We start from the raw sequence: 16,075 nt of genomic DNA on the forward strand, positions 1-16,075 counted from the left end.
AGAGGGGGGTGCCCCCGGAACCCGGCGGATTACAGGAGGCACTCCATGCTGACAGTCAACAACATCAATCTTCACTATGGCGCGGCACAGGCGCTGCGCGGCGTGTCGATCACAGCGCCCATGGGCAAGATCACCTGCGTGCTCGGTCGCAACGGGGTCGGCAAGTCGTCGCTTTTGCGCGCCATCACCGGCCAGCATGGGGTGAGCGCCGGCACGATCAGCTTCAACGGCGAGACGCTGAACGGGCTGGCACCCTATGCGCGCGCCAAACACGGCATCGGCTATGTGCCGCAGGGCCGCGAGATCTTTCCGCTGCTCACCGTCAGGGAAAACCTTGAAACCGGCTTCGCGCCGCTGCCACGCAAGGAGCGCTTCATTCCCGACGACATCTTCGCGCTGTTTCCGGTGCTGAATTCCATGCTGTCGCGCCGCGGCGGCGATCTGTCCGGCGGTCAGCAGCAGCAGCTGGCGATCGGCCGTGCCATGGTCACGCGCCCGAAGATCCTGGTGCTGGACGAACCGACGGAGGGCATCCAGCCCTCGATCATCAAGGATATCGGCCGGGCGATCAAATATCTGCGCGATTCCACCGGCATGGCCATCCTGCTTGTGGAACAGTACCTTGATTTCTGCCGGGAGCTTGCGGATCACGTCTACATCATGGATCGTGGGGAAATCGTGCATGAGGGACCGGCCGAGACGCTGGATACGGCGGAGGCAAGGCGGCACCTGACGGTGTGATGCAATTTTATCGCATGGCAGCCTTCTTTCCGAGGGCTGTTCAATAGAAGTTTCTAATATGGTAACCCGAGCGCGGTTTAATCCAACAGGCAGTCGGCTTTTACGCCCTTTCCCGTCACGAGGCGCTTGATGGCATATGGATTTCGCTTGGGACAGTTCCCGCGGCGGGCTTTCGCCCGGCTGGTTGTTACCGGGAGCCTTCTCTTCGGCGGCGCAGTTGCGGCATCGGCCGGTTGCGGCGTGCCGCAGCAGACCGGCTACCGCGATGTCACGCTGCAGGTCGACGGTGCCATGCGCCAGGGTGTTGCCTATCTTCCCTCCGGCTATACCGGCCAGAAGAAGATGGCGGTGGTCTTCGATTTCCACGGCAGCAACAGCTTCCCGCGCGCCCAGATGCAGCGCAGTTCCTGGGACAAGGTGGCCGAGCGCGAGGGCTTCATCGTGTTTGCTCCGCAGGGCAGCCTCTCCGGTTCGGCTGCCGGCACCTTTGCCTGGAATGTGCCGGGCGTGACCTTTCGCGAGGGCGGGCTGGATGAGGTGGCCTTCATCAAGGCGGCCGTCGAGCGGGTGAAGGAGGACTATTGCGTCGATCCGGAGCGTATCTATGCCTCGGGCTATTCCGGCGGCGGGCGCATGCTCTCGGCCTATCTCTGTGCCGGCACGGAGGATTTCGCCGGGGCGGGTTTCGTCAATTCGCTGCGTGCCGGCCTTCCGGCCGAGCGGCGTGACGGACGCTGGATGCCCGATGCCACCAGTTGCAAACCGGCACGTCCGGTGTCCATCATGGCCTTTCACGGCGTCAAGGACGAAGCCAATCCTTATGCCGGTGGCGGCAAGGCCTACTGGCAATATGGCTTTCGTGCCGCGCTGCAGCGCTGGACGGAACTGGATGGCTGCAAGGGCAAGGCGGTTGCCGAAACGGCCGGCGGCGTCACCTTCAGCCTCTACGATGCCTGTGGCAAGGGTGCGCGCATCGCCGCCTTCGAATTTGCCGAAGGCACGCATGACTGGCCGCGCCCCCAGCCGAATGCCGGCGTGATGGCGGCTGCCAGCAGGACCGACACGGCCGGCGTCGTGCAGGTCTCGGCCACGCGCAAGCCGGGCTTCGATCCAAACATTGATCCGGCCGCGCGGATGTGGGACTTCTTCCGCCGGGCCGACCAGCCGAATGTGGTCGCCACCGCCAATTCGCCCCAGCCGGCTCTGAAGGTGGTGGCGGGTTGCGGCGAGGCGGCAACCATAGACCAGAATGCCGAGGGCCAGAGTGCCGAGGGGATGACGTGCAGCAACAGCAAGCCGGCGGAGCCGCGCCGCAGCGGGCTCGGGGCAAAGGACGCCTTGTAACCAAGCAACTGGCGGGCCGCACGCGGCTTGCCGAGCTTTTCCAGGAGGGCTGCGGCAAGATCCGCCTGCCCGACACATTCGATGCCTCTCTGGAGGCGATCCTCATCAACAGTTCCGGCGGGCTGACCGGCGGCGATCGGCTGGAATGGAGCCTTCGGGCGGGGCCGGGCACCGATGTTACCGTCACCACCCAGGCGAACGAGAAGATCTACAAGGCGGCTGCCGATACGGCGCTTCTCTCCAGCCGTGTCGATGTGGGCGAGGGGGCGAAGGTGGCTTGGCTGCCGCAGGAAAGCATCCTGTTCGACCGCGCCTCGCTGACGCGCGAACTTACCGTCGATCTGGCGCCGAGCGCCGAGTTTCTCGCCGTCGAAGCCATCATCCTCGGCCGCACCGCCATGGGGGAGCGCGCCGAAACCGGCCTGTTCCGGGATCGCTGGCGCATCCGCCGGGCAGGGCGCCTGATCCATGCCGAGGAGGTGCGGCTTGAGGGGGAGATTGCCACGCTCGGCCTTCAGCCGGCCGCGCTTTCCGGCAAGGTGGCCTTTGCCACGGTGTTCTATTCCGGCCCTGCCTGCGAGGCCTTCCTGCCGCGCCTGAGGCCGCTGCTCGAAGCCGGCTATGCCGGTGCAAGCCATTGGCAGGACAAGCTGATCGTGCGGCTTGCCGCCGCCGACGGATTCTCCTTGAGAAAAATTCTTGTGCCCGTCATTTCGCTCTTGCGAAACGGCGCGCCAGTGCCGAAAGTCTGGAACACGTAAAGCAGAAAATTTTGGGGAACCCATGAACCTCAGCCCGAGAGAAAAAGACAAGCTTCTGATTTCGATGGCGGCGATCGTTGCCCGCCGGCGGCTGGAGCGCGGCGTGAAGCTGAACTATCCGGAAGCCATTGCGCTGATCACCGATTTCGTCGTGGAAGGCGCACGCGATGGCCGCGCCGTCTCCGACCTGATGGAAGCCGGCGCCCATGTCATCACCCGCGACCAAGTGATGGAAGGCGTCGCCGAGATGATCCACGACGTGCAGGTGGAAGCAACCTTTCCGGATGGCACCAAGCTGGTGACCGTTCACGAACCGATCCGCTGACAGGCTTGAGGAAAACGCCGATGATCCCCGGTGAAATCATATCCGCCAAGGGCGAGATCGAACTGAATGCCGGCCAGCCGACGGTGACGCTGGCCGTGTCGAACACCGGCGACCGTCCTGTGCAGGTGGGCAGCCACTATCATTTCTTCGAGACCAATGCCGGTCTCTCCTTCGAGCGCGACAGGGCGCGGGGCATGCGGCTCGATATTCCGGCCGGTACCGCCGTGCGTTTCGAGCCGGGGCAGACGCGGGAGGTGACCCTCATTCCGCTATCCGGCAAGCGCGAGGTCTATGGCTTCCGCCAGCAGGTGATGGGCAAGCTCTAGAGACTTCGAAAGGGTGCGCTGCGCATGAAACTGGCCCTTCTCTCCATGCTGTGCGGCTGTGTGCTGCTGGTGGACGGACCGAGTTCCGCCGAGGAGCCGACAGTTGCCTGCGACAAGGCCGTGACCCAGGCGGACATGACCGCCTGTGCGCGGAAGGATTTCGAGAAGGCCGACGCGGGCCTCAACGCCCAGTGGCTGCTGACCCGCAAGGCGATGGCAGACCGTGATGCGGGTCTCGCTGCCGACCAGCGCGGCGGCGAGCAGGCGCTTCTTGCGGCGCAGCGGGCCTGGATCGCCTATCGCGACGGCCAGTGCACGGCGGAAGGCTTTGCCGCCCGTGGCGGCACGATGGAGCCCATGCTGGTGGTCGCCTGCAAGGCGGAACTCAGCGAAGTGCGAACCGACGAACTGAAACAACTTGCCGAGACGATCGGCCAACAATGACCGGGGCTTGCCCGGCGCGAGGGGCGCCGGCAGCCCGACTGCGAGACTGGAGCGAGCAAGCCCATGCCCTACAAGATTTCCCGCGCGGCCTATGCCAGCATGTTCGGCCCGACCATCGGCGACAAGGTGCGACTGGCCGATACCGAGCTCTTCATCGAGGTGGAAAAGGATTTCACCACCTATGGCGAAGAGGTGAAGTTCGGCGGCGGCAAGGTGATCCGCGATGGCATGGGCCAGAGCCAGGTGACGCGCGCCAATGGTGCGGTCGATACCGTCATCACCAATGCGGTGATCGTCGATCACACCGGCATCGTGAAGGCGGATATCGGGTTGAAGGACGGGCGCATCGTCGCGATCGGCAAGGCTGGCAATCCGGATACGCAGCCGGGCGTCAACATCATCGTCGGGCCGGGCACGGAAGCGATTGCCGGCGAGGGCAAGATTGTCACCGCCGGTGGCATGGACGCCCATATCCATTTCATCTGCCCGCAGCAGATCGAAGAGGCGCTGATGAGCGGCCTTACCTGCATGCTGGGCGGCGGCACCGGCCCCGCGCATGGCACGCTTGCCACCACCTGCACGCCCGGCCCCTGGCACATCGCCCGCATGATCGAGGCGGCGGATGCCTTCCCGATGAACCTTGCCTTTGCCGGCAAGGGCAATGCCTCGCTGCCCGGCGCGCTCGAAGAAATGGTGCTCGGCGGTGCCACCTCGCTGAAACTGCACGAGGACTGGGGTACGACACCCGGCGCCATCGACTGCTGCCTGTCGGTTGCCGACGAGTATGACGTGCAGGTGATGATCCACACCGATACGCTGAACGAAAGTGGTTTTGTTGAGGATACGGTCGGCGCCATCAGGGGCCGCACCATCCATGCCTTCCACACGGAAGGCGCTGGCGGCGGCCATGCGCCGGACATCATCAAGATCTGCGGCCAGCCGAATGTCATTCCGTCGTCGACCAATCCGACGCGGCCCTACACGGTCAATACGCTCGCCGAACATCTCGACATGCTGATGGTCTGCCATCACCTGTCGCCATCGATCCCGGAAGACATCGCCTTCGCCGAAAGCCGTATCCGCAAGGAAACGATTGCGGCGGAAGATATTCTCCACGATATCGGCGCCTTTTCGATCATCTCGTCGGACAGCCAGGCCATGGGCCGCGTCGGCGAAGTGATCATCCGCACCTGGCAGACGGCTGACAAGATGAAGCGCCAGCGCGGCAGCCTGCCCGGCGAGACTGGCGACAACGACAATCTGCGTGTGCGCCGTTACGTGGCGAAATACACGATCAACCCGGCGATCGCGCATGGCGTCAGCCACGAGATCGGCTCCGTCGAGATCGGCAAACGCGCCGACCTCGTGATCTGGAACCCGGCCTTCTTTGGCGTGAAGCCCGACATGGTGCTGATGGGCGGCGTGATTGCTGCTGCCCCGATGGGCGATCCGAACGCCTCCATCCCGACGCCACAGCCGGTGCATTACCGCCCGATGTTCGGCGCCTATGGCAAGGCACGCACGAACTCCTCCGTCACCTTTGTCTCTCAGGCCTCGCTCGATGCCGGGTTGGCCGGCAGGCTCGGCGTTGCCAAGCAACTGGTGGCGGTAAAGAACACCCGCGGCGGCATTTCCAAGAAGTCGATGATCCTCAACGACCTGACCCCGCATATCGAGGTGGACCCGGAAACCTACGAGGTGCGCGCCGACGGCGAACTCCTGACCTGCGAACCGGCAACCGTGCTGCCGATGGCGCAGCGGTATTTCCTGTTCTGATGAGCCCTTTGGCAGGCTGATGCTCTGTGATAGGATGTTGCCATGAGCACCAAGGAGACTGTCAGCATCGACGGTGATTTGAAAAAGCGTCTCGCTGTCATCGCGGAACGCGAAGGCTCGACCGTGTCCGAACTGGCAGAAGGCGTTTTGCGGCTTCATGCGGAGGATGTTGAACGCCAGGAGGCCGAGTTTGCCGAGGATGATCGCCGATGGGCGCGATATCTTGAGACGGGCGAGTCTATTTCTGGTGAGGATATGAAGGCAAAATTGCAAGCGCTTGCCGATGAAGCGGGGCGCAAGGCAATATCAGCGTGAAGGTACGTTTCCTGCCCGAAGCCGATCAGGATATTGACCGGCTCTACAGCTTTCTGGCGGGACGGAATTCATCAGCAGCGCGGAAGGCTATGTTGGCGATCGACAATGCTATCGACCGCCTTCAGGAAAATCCCCACATCGGCGCAGTGATGCGAGAAAGCGCCGGAGACCGGCAGCTCTTCATCCCCTTCGGCAATAGTGCATACGTCCTTCGCTATAGACTGGACGAGGCACGGGACACTCTGATCGTGGTCCGGGTCTGGCACGGGCGGGAAAGCAGAGACTAAGGCGCCGGACCGCATGCTTCTTCCATTCGTCGCTCACCTTTGTTCCTTTTGTTGACCGGTACGACGATGACCATTGAAGTCCGAAGAATGACTGCGGCGGATCTTGACGTTTGGTCCCGCATGCGCGCCTGCCTGTGGGACAGCCTCGATCTCGACGGCCATCGTGCGGAGATCACCACGATGGTCGGCAATGGTCGCCATCGCGCCTATCTTGCTGTTGGGCTGAAAGGAGAAGCCTGTGGCTTTGCCGAGGTGTCGATCCGCGATTACGCCAATGGCTGCACACAGACCCCGGTGCCATTTCTGGAGGGGATCTGGGTGGACCCGGAGGCGCGACGGTCGGGTGTGGGTGCGTCTCTTCTCTCCCGCATCACCTCCGATCTGAGGGCCGAAGGACATGTCGAACTGTGTTCGGATGCAGGACTTGAAAACCATGCATCGCACGAGGCGCATGCGGCCTGGGGTTTTGGAGAGACCCAGCGGGTCGTCTATTTCCGCAAGCCGCTGTGATGGCAAGTGCCGGCGTTTGGTGGTAGATTTGGGTCCCGTCACGTCAGGGTGGGCCATGGCTGAAGACATCAACAATCTTGTGCTTGAACACCTGCGCGCTGTCCGCGGGGACATCCGCGACATGCGGGAGATCCTGCGTGAGCAGGGCAGTCGCCTGACCCGGATCGAATTGGGGCTCGCCGTTCTTCGCCGAGATCAGGGAACTGATGCAGAAGGCGTTGCGGAAATGGGGCTGCGGCTGGATCGTCTCACCGACAAGATCCACCGGATCGGGCGGCGGCTCGACATCACTGATTGACAAACGATCGTGTGGCACCTTTGCTATTACCCTGGCGCATAACCGCTATGCATTGCTCTTGAAATCACCCTTCCATGCTGCACTGCACGCAAAGACCGGGTAAAATCCCTCCTGTGTTTTCGCCGACTGGCGTCCGTGAGGCGTCGGGGCGCCTATGTGTTTTTACAGGAGACGATCCATGTTGATTGGCCGCAAAGTGCCTGATGTGACCTTCCGCACGCGCGTTCGTGATGAATCGATCGGCGGCCCCAATCCCTTCCGCTGGCAGGATGTCACCTCCGCCGACTATTTTGGCGGCAAGCGCGTCGTGCTGTTCTCGCTGCCGGGCGCCTTCACGCCCACCTGCTCCACCTATCAGCTGCCGGATTTTGAAAAGCTCTATCCGGAGTTCCAGGCGGAAGGCATTGATGAGATCTACTGCATCTCCGTCAACGATGCCTTCGTGATGAATGCCTGGGGCAAGTCGCAGGGGCTCGAAAACGTCAAGCTTATTCCGGATGGTTCCGGCGAGTTCACCCGCAAGATGGGCATGCTGGTCGCCAAGGACAATCTCGGCTTCGGCCTGCGCTCCTGGCGTTATGCCGCCGTCATCAACAACGGCATCGTCGAGCAGTGGTTCGAGGAAGAGGGCTTTTCCGACAACTGCGAAACCGACCCTTATGGGGTTTCCTCGCCGCAGAACATCCTGGAAACCCTGCGCCGCAAGGAAGCTGCCTGAGTTTTGGGAGGGGCGGGCTCTTTTCCTGCGCCGGCCCCTCATCTCGTGCATCGCAAAATCCTGCTTGTCATGCGGGACGGGCTTCGCAATGATGGCGGCGAAGTCACAGGAACAGAAATCCCATGCAGCATGTCCATTCCTACCGCCCGGCTGGCGAGATCAGCGATCCGCCCGTCGATACCGTCACGCTCCCGCATGACCTTCGCCACCTGCGCCGCAAACTCCTGCATCTTTCCAATGGCGACATGGTGATGCTGGACCTGAAAGAGGCCGTGCTGTTCCATGACGGTGACCGGCTGGTGCTCGACAATGGCGATACGGTGGAAGTGAAGGCGGCGGCGGAAAAACTGTTCGAGGTGAAGGCGCGCAACACGCTGCATCTCATCGAACTCGCCTGGCATCTCGGCAACCGGCATCTCTCGGCACAGATCGAGGAGGGACGTATCCTGATCCTGCGCGATCACGTGATCCGCTCGATGCTGGAAGGTCTGGGTGCGAGCGTCGCGGAGGTCGAGGAAGCCTTCCAGCCCGCCCGCGGCGCCTATCACAGCCATGGTTCGCATGGTCATGCCCATGATCACGGGCACAAGCACGACCATGGCCACGATCATTCCCATGCACACGGGCACGATCATCATCACCACGATTGAGACCCGATGAGCGGTTCCTCTGAGATGCAGGCCCTGCTGCGGCTTATGGCCTGGCTGTCGCCGGCCTTTCCGGTCGGCGGTTTTGCCTATTCCGGCGGGCTGGAGCGGGCGGTACACGATCGTCTGGTGACGGATGCCGTCGGGTTGGAGGCCTGGTTTTCGACGCTGCTGCGCCATGGCACGCTGTGGAACGATGCGGTTCTCCTCTCCGCCTCCGCGGCGGCAAAGGGGGAGAGCGAGGTGCTTGCGGAAGTCGCCGAACTGGGTCTGGCCCTGGCGGGTTCCGCCGAGCGGCATCTGGAAACGCTGTCCTTGGGCAAGGCCTTTCTTTCCGCCGCAACCGCCTGGCCGCATTCGGTGTTTGCGGCGCTGCCGAAGGATTGTCCCTATCCGGTCGCTGTCGGTGCGGTCGCCGCCGCGCATGGCATCGACGCGGTGCAGGCGCTCGCCGCCTTCCTGCATGCCGGCCTGTCTCAAGGTGTGTCTGCCGGCATCCGGCTCGGTGTCTGTGGTCAGCAGCAGGGGGTGGAGATCCTCGCCCGGCTGGAACCGCTGATGGCAGAGACCGCCGAGCGGGCAGCCCGCGCCAGCCTCGATGACCTCGGCACGGCGACCGTCCAGGCGGATATCGCCTCGCTCCGGCACGAGACGCAGGTTTCGCGCCTGTTCCGGTCCTGACGACCGTTCAACGTTTTGTCGCCTTGTGCGGCGCAGCGGCGGCGTTATGCTGCCGCCATGATTTTCTGGAAAGGCATGGACATGACATCGGCAAACGGACCTCTTCGCGTCGGCATCGGCGGCCCGGTCGGCTCCGGCAAGACGGCGCTGACCGAAAAGCTCTGCAAGGCGATGCGCGAGACCTATTCGGTCGCGGTCGTCACCAATGACATCTACACCAAGGAGGATGCCGAGGCGCTGGTGCGGATGCAGGCGCTCTCCTCGGACCGGATCGTCGGCGTGGAAACCGGCGGCTGCCCGCACACCGCCATTCGCGAGGATGCGACGATCAATCTGCAGGCGATCGCCGAACTCAATGAACGGTTTCCCGATCTCGACGTGGTCTTCATCGAATCCGGCGGGGATAATCTCGCGGCGACCTTTTCGCCGGATCTCGCCGATATCACCATCTATGTGATTTCCACCTGCCAGGGCGAGGAAATCCCGCGCAAGGGCGGGCCGGGCATCACCCGTTCGGACCTGCTCGTCATCAACAAGAAGGATCTCGCGCCTTATGTCGGGGCCGATCTCGACGTGATGGACCGGGATGCCAGCAAGCAGCGCGGCGGCATGCCCTTTGTTTTTACCGATCTGAAGCGCGGCGAGGGGGTCGATCATATCGTGCGTTTCCTCGAAACGCATGGCGGGCTGCAGCATGCCTGAGACGAAGCGGTTCGGTTCCTATGATGTGAGTGTGTTGATCGACGGCGTTTACAAGGCACCGATCGAGCATCTTGCCCATGCCAGCAGCGAAGCGGTCCGCGATGCGGCGGTTACCGCCTGGGGCGCGCCGACGGTGGACATGGATGTCAACCTGTTCCTTCTTAAGGGACCTGACGGCGTGACGCTGGTCGATGCGGGAACGGGGCCGTTCTGGGGGCCGCAGCTCGGTCTTGGCCGCGCGGCACTCGCCGAAGCGGGCGTTCAGCCGGAGGATGTGGTGCGCGTGCTTGTCACCCATCTGCACGGCGATCATGCGCTTGGGCTGTTTGCCGATGACGGCGTCTATTTTCCGAAGGCGGAGATCATTGCGCCGAAAGCCGACCTGGACTTCTTCGGCAATTCTGCCCTGAAGGAGACGGTGCCGACTTACCGGCGCGGTGGCTTTGATATTGCCGCACGGTTGCTGGCAACCTACGGCAAGCGGGTGAGACCGGTGGAAGAAGGCCCCGTCTTGCCGGAGATCGAGGCGATCGCCATGCCGGGCCACACACCCGGCCATTTCGGTTATCTGATCGGTGAGGCGACGGATCGGCTCGTCCTGTGGGGTGATCTGGTGCACGCGCCGGCACTTCAACTCGATGATCCGGATTTCTGCTTCATCTATGATGCCGATGCCGCTCAGGGCGCCCGCAGCCGCCGGTCGATCTTCGCACGGGCAAGCCGGGAAGGCTGGACGGCCTCCGGCGGCCACGTTTCCGGCTTTGTGCGTGTCGAACCTGCCGGTGAAGTCTGGCGTCTCGCCCCGGCCTGATTTTGATCGGGCAAGTCGGGCCGCGCCCGGTAGAACTCAGATTTCCTTCAGGGCCTCCACGTCGCCGATCTGGATCACCCGGCCGCGCACGGTCACGCCGGTGCGGCGCAGCGACGAGAATGCGCGTGACAGCGCTTCCGGGGCAAGCCCCAGCATGCCGGCCAGCAGGCTTTTCTGATAGGGCAGGCGGATCGAGGCCGGGCCGTTGTCGCTCGGGCAACGGGTCAGCAGGTAATCGGCCACCCGCTGCGGGGCGGTGTGCAGCCGGTCGTTGACCACGCAGTCCATGGTGGAGAGCAGGTGGTCCGAAAGCGTCGCCATGATGGCCTTGGAGACCGTCGGGTCCTGTTCGGCGAGTTCGCGCACATCCTGCATGTCGAAGCGCGCCAGGCTGACATTTTCCGCCGCCTGGGCATGGAAGCGATAGGTATCGCCGCCATAGATCAGGCATTCGGCGAAGATGTCGCCCGGCCCGCAGATGCGGATATCGGCCTGCCGCCCGTCGCGGCTGACGCGGTAGAGGCGCACATAGCCGCTGAGCAGCGCGTAGAAGGCCAGCGCCGGCTCTCCTTCGCGGAAGATCGTCGCGCGCGCGGGAAGCGACGTAATGTGCGCTCCATCCAGCAGGCGGGCAAGCGCATTGGGTGAAAGCGCCCGCATGAACGCCGTCTTGGCCAGCTGGCCGCGTTCCCGTTGATTGGCCCTGTGATTTCTGTCCAGCATCTTGCGTCGCTCCCCTTGCACTGCATCGCCCTTCGGACTGCGAACCGGGGAGAAGATTAGCACTCATGAACAAGGCCCGATTTGACGTCGATCAAACCGGGCCTTGCAGAGACTGTGGACTGTCTGCTTGTTTTCAGCGCCTATTCCGCGGCCAGCGGCGGCAGACGCAGAACATTGTTGCCTGCGGAGGTTGTGGGGCGCCCGGTCTCGCCGGTCTTGCCCTGCAGGGCATCGAGCCGCTGCTGCAGTTCGGCGATGCGGCGTTCGTTGTCGCGCGCCGTCCGGCTCAGTTCCTCCTCGCTCAGTACCGGCTCTTCCTCCTCCTTCTTGCCGATGAAGCGGCTGAAGATGCGGCCGAGCAGTCGCGACAGATCGTCCATGATCAGGAAGAAGGCGGGCACCACCACAAGGCTCAGCACCGTGGAGACGATGATGCCGCCGATGACGGCGATAGCCATCGGCGCGCGGAAGGAACCGCCTTCGCCGACGCCGAGCGCTGATGGCAGCATGCCGGCCGACATGGCAATCGAGGTCATGATGATCGGGCGGGCGCGCTTGCGGCCCGCTTCCACCATGGCCGCCACCCGTTCCATGCCGTGACGACGCATTTCGATCGCGAAGTCGACGAGCAGGATGGCGTTCTTCGTCACGATGCCCATCAGCATCAGGATGCCGATCAGCACCGGCATCGAGAGCGCATTGTTGGTGACGATCAGGCCTACCGCCACGCCGCCGATGGCGAGCGGCAGCGAGAACAGGATGGTGAAGGGCTGGATCACGTCCTTGAACAGCAGGATCAGCACCACCAGAACCAGAAGCAGGCCGAGCAGCATGGCATTGCCGAAGCCCTGCACCATTTCCGCCTGGATCTTGGCATCGCCGCTTTCCGCCAGCCGCACGCTCGGCGGCAGCTCGGTCTCCTCCACGATCCGCTTGAATTCGGCGGTTGCCGTATCGAGCGCGGTGCCCTGCGGGATGTCCGAGCCGATCGAGACGACGCGGTTGCGGTTGTTGCGCTTGATCGAGCTCGGGCCTTCCGAATAGTCGATGTCGGCCACGCTCGACAGCGGAACGGTGGCGCCGCTCGCCGTCTTGATCTTGAGGTTGCGGATCGCCTGCAGGTCGCGGCGCACGTCGAGCGAGGCCTGCGACCGGATCGGGATCAGGCGGTCATCGAGCGAGATCTTCGGCAGCGCCGCGTCCACGTCGCCGATGGTCGCCACGCGCACGGTCTCTGAGATCTGCTGCGGCGTGATCCCGAGGCGGGCGGCCTCGTCCTTGCGCGGACGGATCTGCAGCTCCGGACGCGGCAGCGCGCCTTCTGAGGAGACGTTGGCGAGAATCGGCGAGGCGCGCAGCCGGCTTTCAAGCCGGGCCACGGCCTCGTCCAGTTCCTCGCTGCTGCTGGCGAGGAAGTTGAAGGACAGTTCGCGCTCGCCGCGATCGTTCAGCTTGGTGATGCGCACATCCGCAACGGCGCGAACCTTGGAGAAGATTTCCTCCTCGATCTCCCACTGCGGCCGTGTGCGACCTTCAACCTTCATCTTCGGCACATACTGGCCGACGATCGGCAACCCGCCCAGTCCCTTGTTGACCAGCGTCTTCAGCAGTGAATGCTCGATATTGCCGAGGATGACGTTGATCGTCGCCCGGCGCAGTTCCAGATCGCCCTTCGGCGAGGCGCCGCCGAGAATGAAGACGCTGTCGACTCCCTCCATCGGCCGGATGATGTCATAGAGCGCGTCGGTGGTGGCCGATGTCTCCTCCAGCGTCGCGTTCGGCGGCAGTTCCACCGAAAGCGTGATGCGCGATCGGTCTTCGGGCGGCAGGAAGCTGCCCGGCACCTGTGCCAGCAGCATCATCGAGCCGATCAGGAAGGCGATCGCGCCGGCCAGCGTCGCATAGCGCATGTACCAGCGTTTCGTCGTGCCGGTGACGAGGCGGGTATAGGCCTTCATCAGGCGACCGTCATTGTCGTGATGGTCGTCCATCGCGTCTTCGGCGCGCATCAGATAAGCGGCCATCAGGGGTGTGATGAGACGCGCCACGAGAAGCGAGAAGAAGACGGAGATTGCCACCGTCAGGCCGAACTGGATGAAGTACTGGCCCGGAATGCCCGGCATGAACGAGACCGGCACGAAGACCGCGATGATGGTGAAGCTCGTCGCAATCACCGCCAGGCCGATTTCGTCGGCAGCATCGAGGGCGGCGCGGTAGGGCGTCTTGCCCATCTTGATATGACGGGCGATGTTTTCCACTTCCACGATGGCATCGTCGACGAGAATGCCGGTGGCGAGTGTCAGCGCCAGGAAGCTGACGAGGTTCAGCGAAAAGCCGAGCAGGTCCATCACCCAGAAGGTGGGAATGGCCGACAACGGCAGCGCCACGGCGGAAATCAGCGTGGCGCGCCAGTTGCGCAGGAAGAGCAGCACGACGACCACGGCCAGGATGGCGCCCTCGATCAGCGTGTGGATCGCCGCCTCGTAATTGCCGTAGGTGAAGTAGACCGAATCGTCGACCATCTGGATGCTGACATTCGGATGCGCGCTGCGAATCTGATCGAGCTGGGTGGCGACCGTTTCAGCCACCGAGACCTCGCTCGCGCCCTTGGCGCGGAACACGGCGAAGGTCACCGTCGGCTCGCCGTTGAAGCGGGAGAAGCTCTTCGGTTCCTCATAGGTATCCGTCACCGTGCCGAGGTCGGACAGCTTCACGAAGCGGTCGCTGGACAGGGCAATCGTGGTATTGGCGAGATCGGCGACGTTGCGGGCATCGCCCAGCGTGCGGATGCTCTGTTCGTTGCCGCCCACCTGACCGCGACCGGAGCCGAGATCGACATTGACGGCGCGCAGCTGCGCGTTCACGTCCGGCGCGGTGATGCCATAGGAATTCAGCTTGTCCGGATCGAGCGCGACGCGGATTTCCCGGTCGGCGCCGCCGTAACGGTCGATGCGGCCGATGCCGGGCTGTCCCTGCAGGGCGCGCTTGATGGTATCGTCAACGAACCAGGAAAGCTCCTCCAGCGTCATGTTGGGGGAGGAGACGGCGAAGGTCTGGATCGCCTGGCCCTCGACATCCACCTTGGAGACGATCGGCTCGTCCACCGAGGCGGGAAGATCGCCGCGAATGCGGTCGATGGCGTCCTTGACGTCCTGCACGGCCTCTTCGGTCGGCTTTTCAATGCGGAAGAGAACCGCCGTGCTGGACTGTCCGTCGGTGACGGTGGAGGTGATTTCGTCGACGCCGCTGATGGAGGCGACGGCATCCTCCACCTCCTTCGTCACCTGCATCTCCAGTTCGGAGGGCGAGGCGCCGCTCTGCGTGACGCTGATGGAGACCACCGGCACGTCGATATTGGGAAAGCGGGTGATCGGCAGTTTGTTGAAGGCGCCAATGCCGAGAAACACCAGCAGCGCAAAGGCCAGCAGCGGTGCGATCGGATTTCGGATCGACCAGGCGGAAAAGTTCATGGTCTCGTGTCCCCGTCAGTTCGCTGCGACAGAATCCGCGAAGACCGGGGCGATCCGGTCCCCGTCACGCACGAAGGCGCCGGCCTTGGCCACCACCACATCGCCGGGCTGCAGACCGCTGAGGATCTGGACATAGCCCTTGTCCTGGATGCCGGTCTCGATCGAGACCTGCTTTACCACATTGTCCTCAACCATGCGGGCGATCGAGCCGCTGCGTTCCGTGGTCACCGCCGATTGCGGCAGCGCCAGCGCGCTTACCTCGCTGATGATGATCTCGGCGCTTGCATACATGCCGGCCTTGGCGCCGGCATTGCCATCCACGATGACATGCACGGCACCGAGCCGCGTCGTCTGGTCGACCACCGGCGAGACGAGGCGCACCTTGCCCTCCAGCACATTGCGTGTGCCGGCCACGGTCACCCGTGCCGTCTGGCCCGGCTTGATCCGGCCGATCTCGCTTTCGGGAACATCGGCCACCAGCTCGATCTCGCCGCTGCGGATCATGGTGAAGAGAGGCGTGCCGGCGCCGGTGGCGATGGCGCCGACCTTCGCATCGCGTGCCGAAACCACCCCGTCAACAGGGGCTTTCACATCGGTGCGCGCCAGCTTCAGGTCGATGTCGTCGATCTGCGTGTCGACCACCCGGATGTCGGCCTCACCGACGCTCACGGCCTGTCGGGCGGCATTCAGCCGTGCCTCGGCCGCATCGGCGCTGGCGGTCAGCTGCTCGACCTGCGAGGTGGACACCGTGCCGTTGCGGCTCAGCGTAATGGCGCGGTCGCGCTGGCGGATGGCGTCCTTGGCATTGGCGTCGGCCTCGATGACCTGGGCGCGATACTGGGCAAGCGCGGCGGCCGCCTTGGCCCTGCTGGCTTCGAGCTGGCTCTTCTGCAGGATCAGCGTGTCGCTGTTCAGCGTCGCCATGACGGCGCCCGCCTTCACCCGGTCGCCGACATCGGCGCTCAGAGTCCTGATCGACAGCCCATCGACCAGCGGCTGCACATAGACTTCCTGTACCGGGCGGATCGTGCCGCTGGCCACAACGCTGTCGACCATCGGACGCTCGGCAGCCTTGGTGACGACAATGGCGGGAAGGCGGATCTCCGCGGCTTGCGGCTGTGCTGCGGGCTCCTGTGCCGCGAGCGGTCCGGCAAGCAGGCTGCCGGCTAGCCCCGCGGCGAAAACGGCAGTCATTG

Annotated in this window: 19 protein-coding genes; 16 read left to right on the plus strand and 3 right to left on the minus strand. The window is 63.7% G+C overall.

Going from position 1 to position 16,075, the window contains the following annotated elements; all coding sequences use genetic code 11:
* Positions 1-45: 45 nt before the first annotated feature.
* The 16 genes from urtE (at position 46) to aidB (ending at position 10,686) form a co-directional block, all read left to right on the plus strand.
* A complete protein-coding gene (gene urtE / locus KLP42_RS06135; RefSeq protein ID WP_215565289.1) occupies positions 46-741 on the plus strand; it encodes an urea ABC transporter ATP-binding subunit UrtE in 696 nt (231 codons plus the stop codon).
* Positions 742-870: 129 nt separating this feature from the next.
* Positions 871-2,085 (plus strand): CE1 family esterase, encoded by a 1,215-nt coding sequence (locus KLP42_RS06140; RefSeq protein WP_215565290.1) that lies wholly within the window; start codon positions 871-873, stop codon positions 2,083-2,085.
* On the plus strand, positions 2,022-2,846 hold the full coding sequence (locus KLP42_RS06145) for an urease accessory protein UreD (protein WP_215565291.1): 825 nt from the start codon (positions 2,022-2,024) through the stop codon (positions 2,844-2,846). Before KLP42_RS06140 ends, KLP42_RS06145 begins: the two co-directional genes overlap by 64 nt.
* Before the next feature lie 22 nt (positions 2,847-2,868).
* Positions 2,869-3,171, plus strand: a complete 303-nt coding sequence (locus tag KLP42_RS06150; RefSeq protein ID WP_215565292.1) for an urease subunit gamma — start codon at positions 2,869-2,871, stop codon at positions 3,169-3,171.
* Positions 3,172-3,191: 20 nt separating this feature from the next.
* Positions 3,192-3,497, plus strand: coding sequence for an urease subunit beta (locus KLP42_RS06155; RefSeq protein ID WP_215565293.1), 306 nt, complete (start codon positions 3,192-3,194; stop codon positions 3,495-3,497).
* A 24-nt stretch (positions 3,498-3,521) separates the two neighbouring features.
* Positions 3,522-3,941 carry a lysozyme inhibitor LprI family protein gene (locus KLP42_RS06160; protein WP_215565294.1) on the plus strand — a complete coding sequence of 140 codons (420 nt, stop codon included), beginning with the start codon at positions 3,522-3,524 and terminating at the stop codon, positions 3,939-3,941.
* Between the two features lie 63 nt (positions 3,942-4,004).
* Positions 4,005-5,717: an urease subunit alpha gene (gene ureC, locus KLP42_RS06165; RefSeq protein WP_215565295.1), complete on the plus strand. Its 1,713-nt coding sequence runs from the start codon at positions 4,005-4,007 to the stop codon at positions 5,715-5,717.
* Between the two features lie 42 nt (positions 5,718-5,759).
* Positions 5,760-6,032: a hypothetical protein gene (locus tag KLP42_RS06170; protein ID WP_215565296.1), complete on the plus strand. Its 273-nt coding sequence runs from the start codon at positions 5,760-5,762 to the stop codon at positions 6,030-6,032.
* Entirely contained in the window at positions 6,029-6,319 is a 291-nt protein-coding gene (locus tag KLP42_RS06175; protein ID WP_215565297.1) for a type II toxin-antitoxin system RelE/ParE family toxin, read from the plus strand. Before KLP42_RS06170 ends, KLP42_RS06175 begins: the two co-directional genes overlap by 4 nt.
* Positions 6,320-6,406: 87 nt before the next feature.
* Positions 6,407-6,829, plus strand: a complete 423-nt coding sequence (locus KLP42_RS06180; protein ID WP_252192776.1) for a GNAT family N-acetyltransferase — start codon at positions 6,407-6,409, stop codon at positions 6,827-6,829.
* Positions 6,830-6,884: 55 nt separating this feature from the next.
* Positions 6,885-7,127, plus strand: coding sequence for a hypothetical protein (locus tag KLP42_RS06185; RefSeq protein ID WP_215565299.1), 243 nt, complete (start codon positions 6,885-6,887; stop codon positions 7,125-7,127).
* A gap of 181 nt (positions 7,128-7,308) precedes the next feature.
* Positions 7,309-7,845 carry a peroxiredoxin gene (locus KLP42_RS06190; RefSeq protein ID WP_215565445.1) on the plus strand — a complete coding sequence of 179 codons (537 nt, stop codon included), beginning with the start codon at positions 7,309-7,311 and terminating at the stop codon, positions 7,843-7,845.
* Between the two features lie 122 nt (positions 7,846-7,967).
* Positions 7,968-8,495: an urease accessory protein UreE gene (gene ureE / locus KLP42_RS06195; protein WP_215565300.1), complete on the plus strand. Its 528-nt coding sequence runs from the start codon at positions 7,968-7,970 to the stop codon at positions 8,493-8,495.
* A gap of 6 nt (positions 8,496-8,501) precedes the next feature.
* Positions 8,502-9,173: an urease accessory protein UreF gene (locus KLP42_RS06200; RefSeq protein ID WP_215565301.1), complete on the plus strand. Its 672-nt coding sequence runs from the start codon at positions 8,502-8,504 to the stop codon at positions 9,171-9,173.
* A gap of 81 nt (positions 9,174-9,254) precedes the next feature.
* Positions 9,255-9,875 carry an urease accessory protein UreG gene (gene ureG / locus KLP42_RS06205; protein WP_215565302.1) on the plus strand — a complete coding sequence of 207 codons (621 nt, stop codon included), beginning with the start codon at positions 9,255-9,257 and terminating at the stop codon, positions 9,873-9,875.
* Positions 9,868-10,686, plus strand: coding sequence for an AidB family quorum-quenching N-acyl homoserine lactonase (gene aidB, locus KLP42_RS06210; RefSeq protein ID WP_215565303.1), 819 nt, complete (start codon positions 9,868-9,870; stop codon positions 10,684-10,686). The genes ureG and aidB overlap by 8 nt, the downstream gene beginning before the upstream one ends.
* Before the next feature lie 36 nt (positions 10,687-10,722).
* On the opposite strand, the gene KLP42_RS06215 is transcribed toward aidB, so the two are convergent.
* The 3 genes from KLP42_RS06215 to KLP42_RS06225 form a co-directional block, all read right to left on the minus strand.
* The gene (locus KLP42_RS06215; RefSeq protein ID WP_252192777.1) at positions 10,723-11,409 is read right to left on the minus strand and encodes a Crp/Fnr family transcriptional regulator; all 687 of its coding nucleotides are present in this window, start codon (positions 11,407-11,409) and stop codon (positions 10,723-10,725) included.
* 140 nt (positions 11,410-11,549) lie between these two features.
* A complete protein-coding gene (locus tag KLP42_RS06220; protein ID WP_215565304.1) occupies positions 11,550-14,879 on the minus strand; it encodes an efflux RND transporter permease subunit in 3,330 nt (1,109 codons plus the stop codon).
* A 15-nt stretch (positions 14,880-14,894) separates the two neighbouring features.
* Positions 14,895-16,073 (minus strand): efflux RND transporter periplasmic adaptor subunit, encoded by a 1,179-nt coding sequence (locus tag KLP42_RS06225; protein WP_252192778.1) that lies wholly within the window; start codon positions 16,071-16,073, stop codon positions 14,895-14,897.
* Positions 16,074-16,075: the final 2 nt, after the last annotated feature.

The organism is Rhizobium sp. CSW-27, assembly GCF_018760785.1.
Lineage (GTDB): Bacteria > Pseudomonadota > Alphaproteobacteria > Rhizobiales > Rhizobiaceae > Neorhizobium.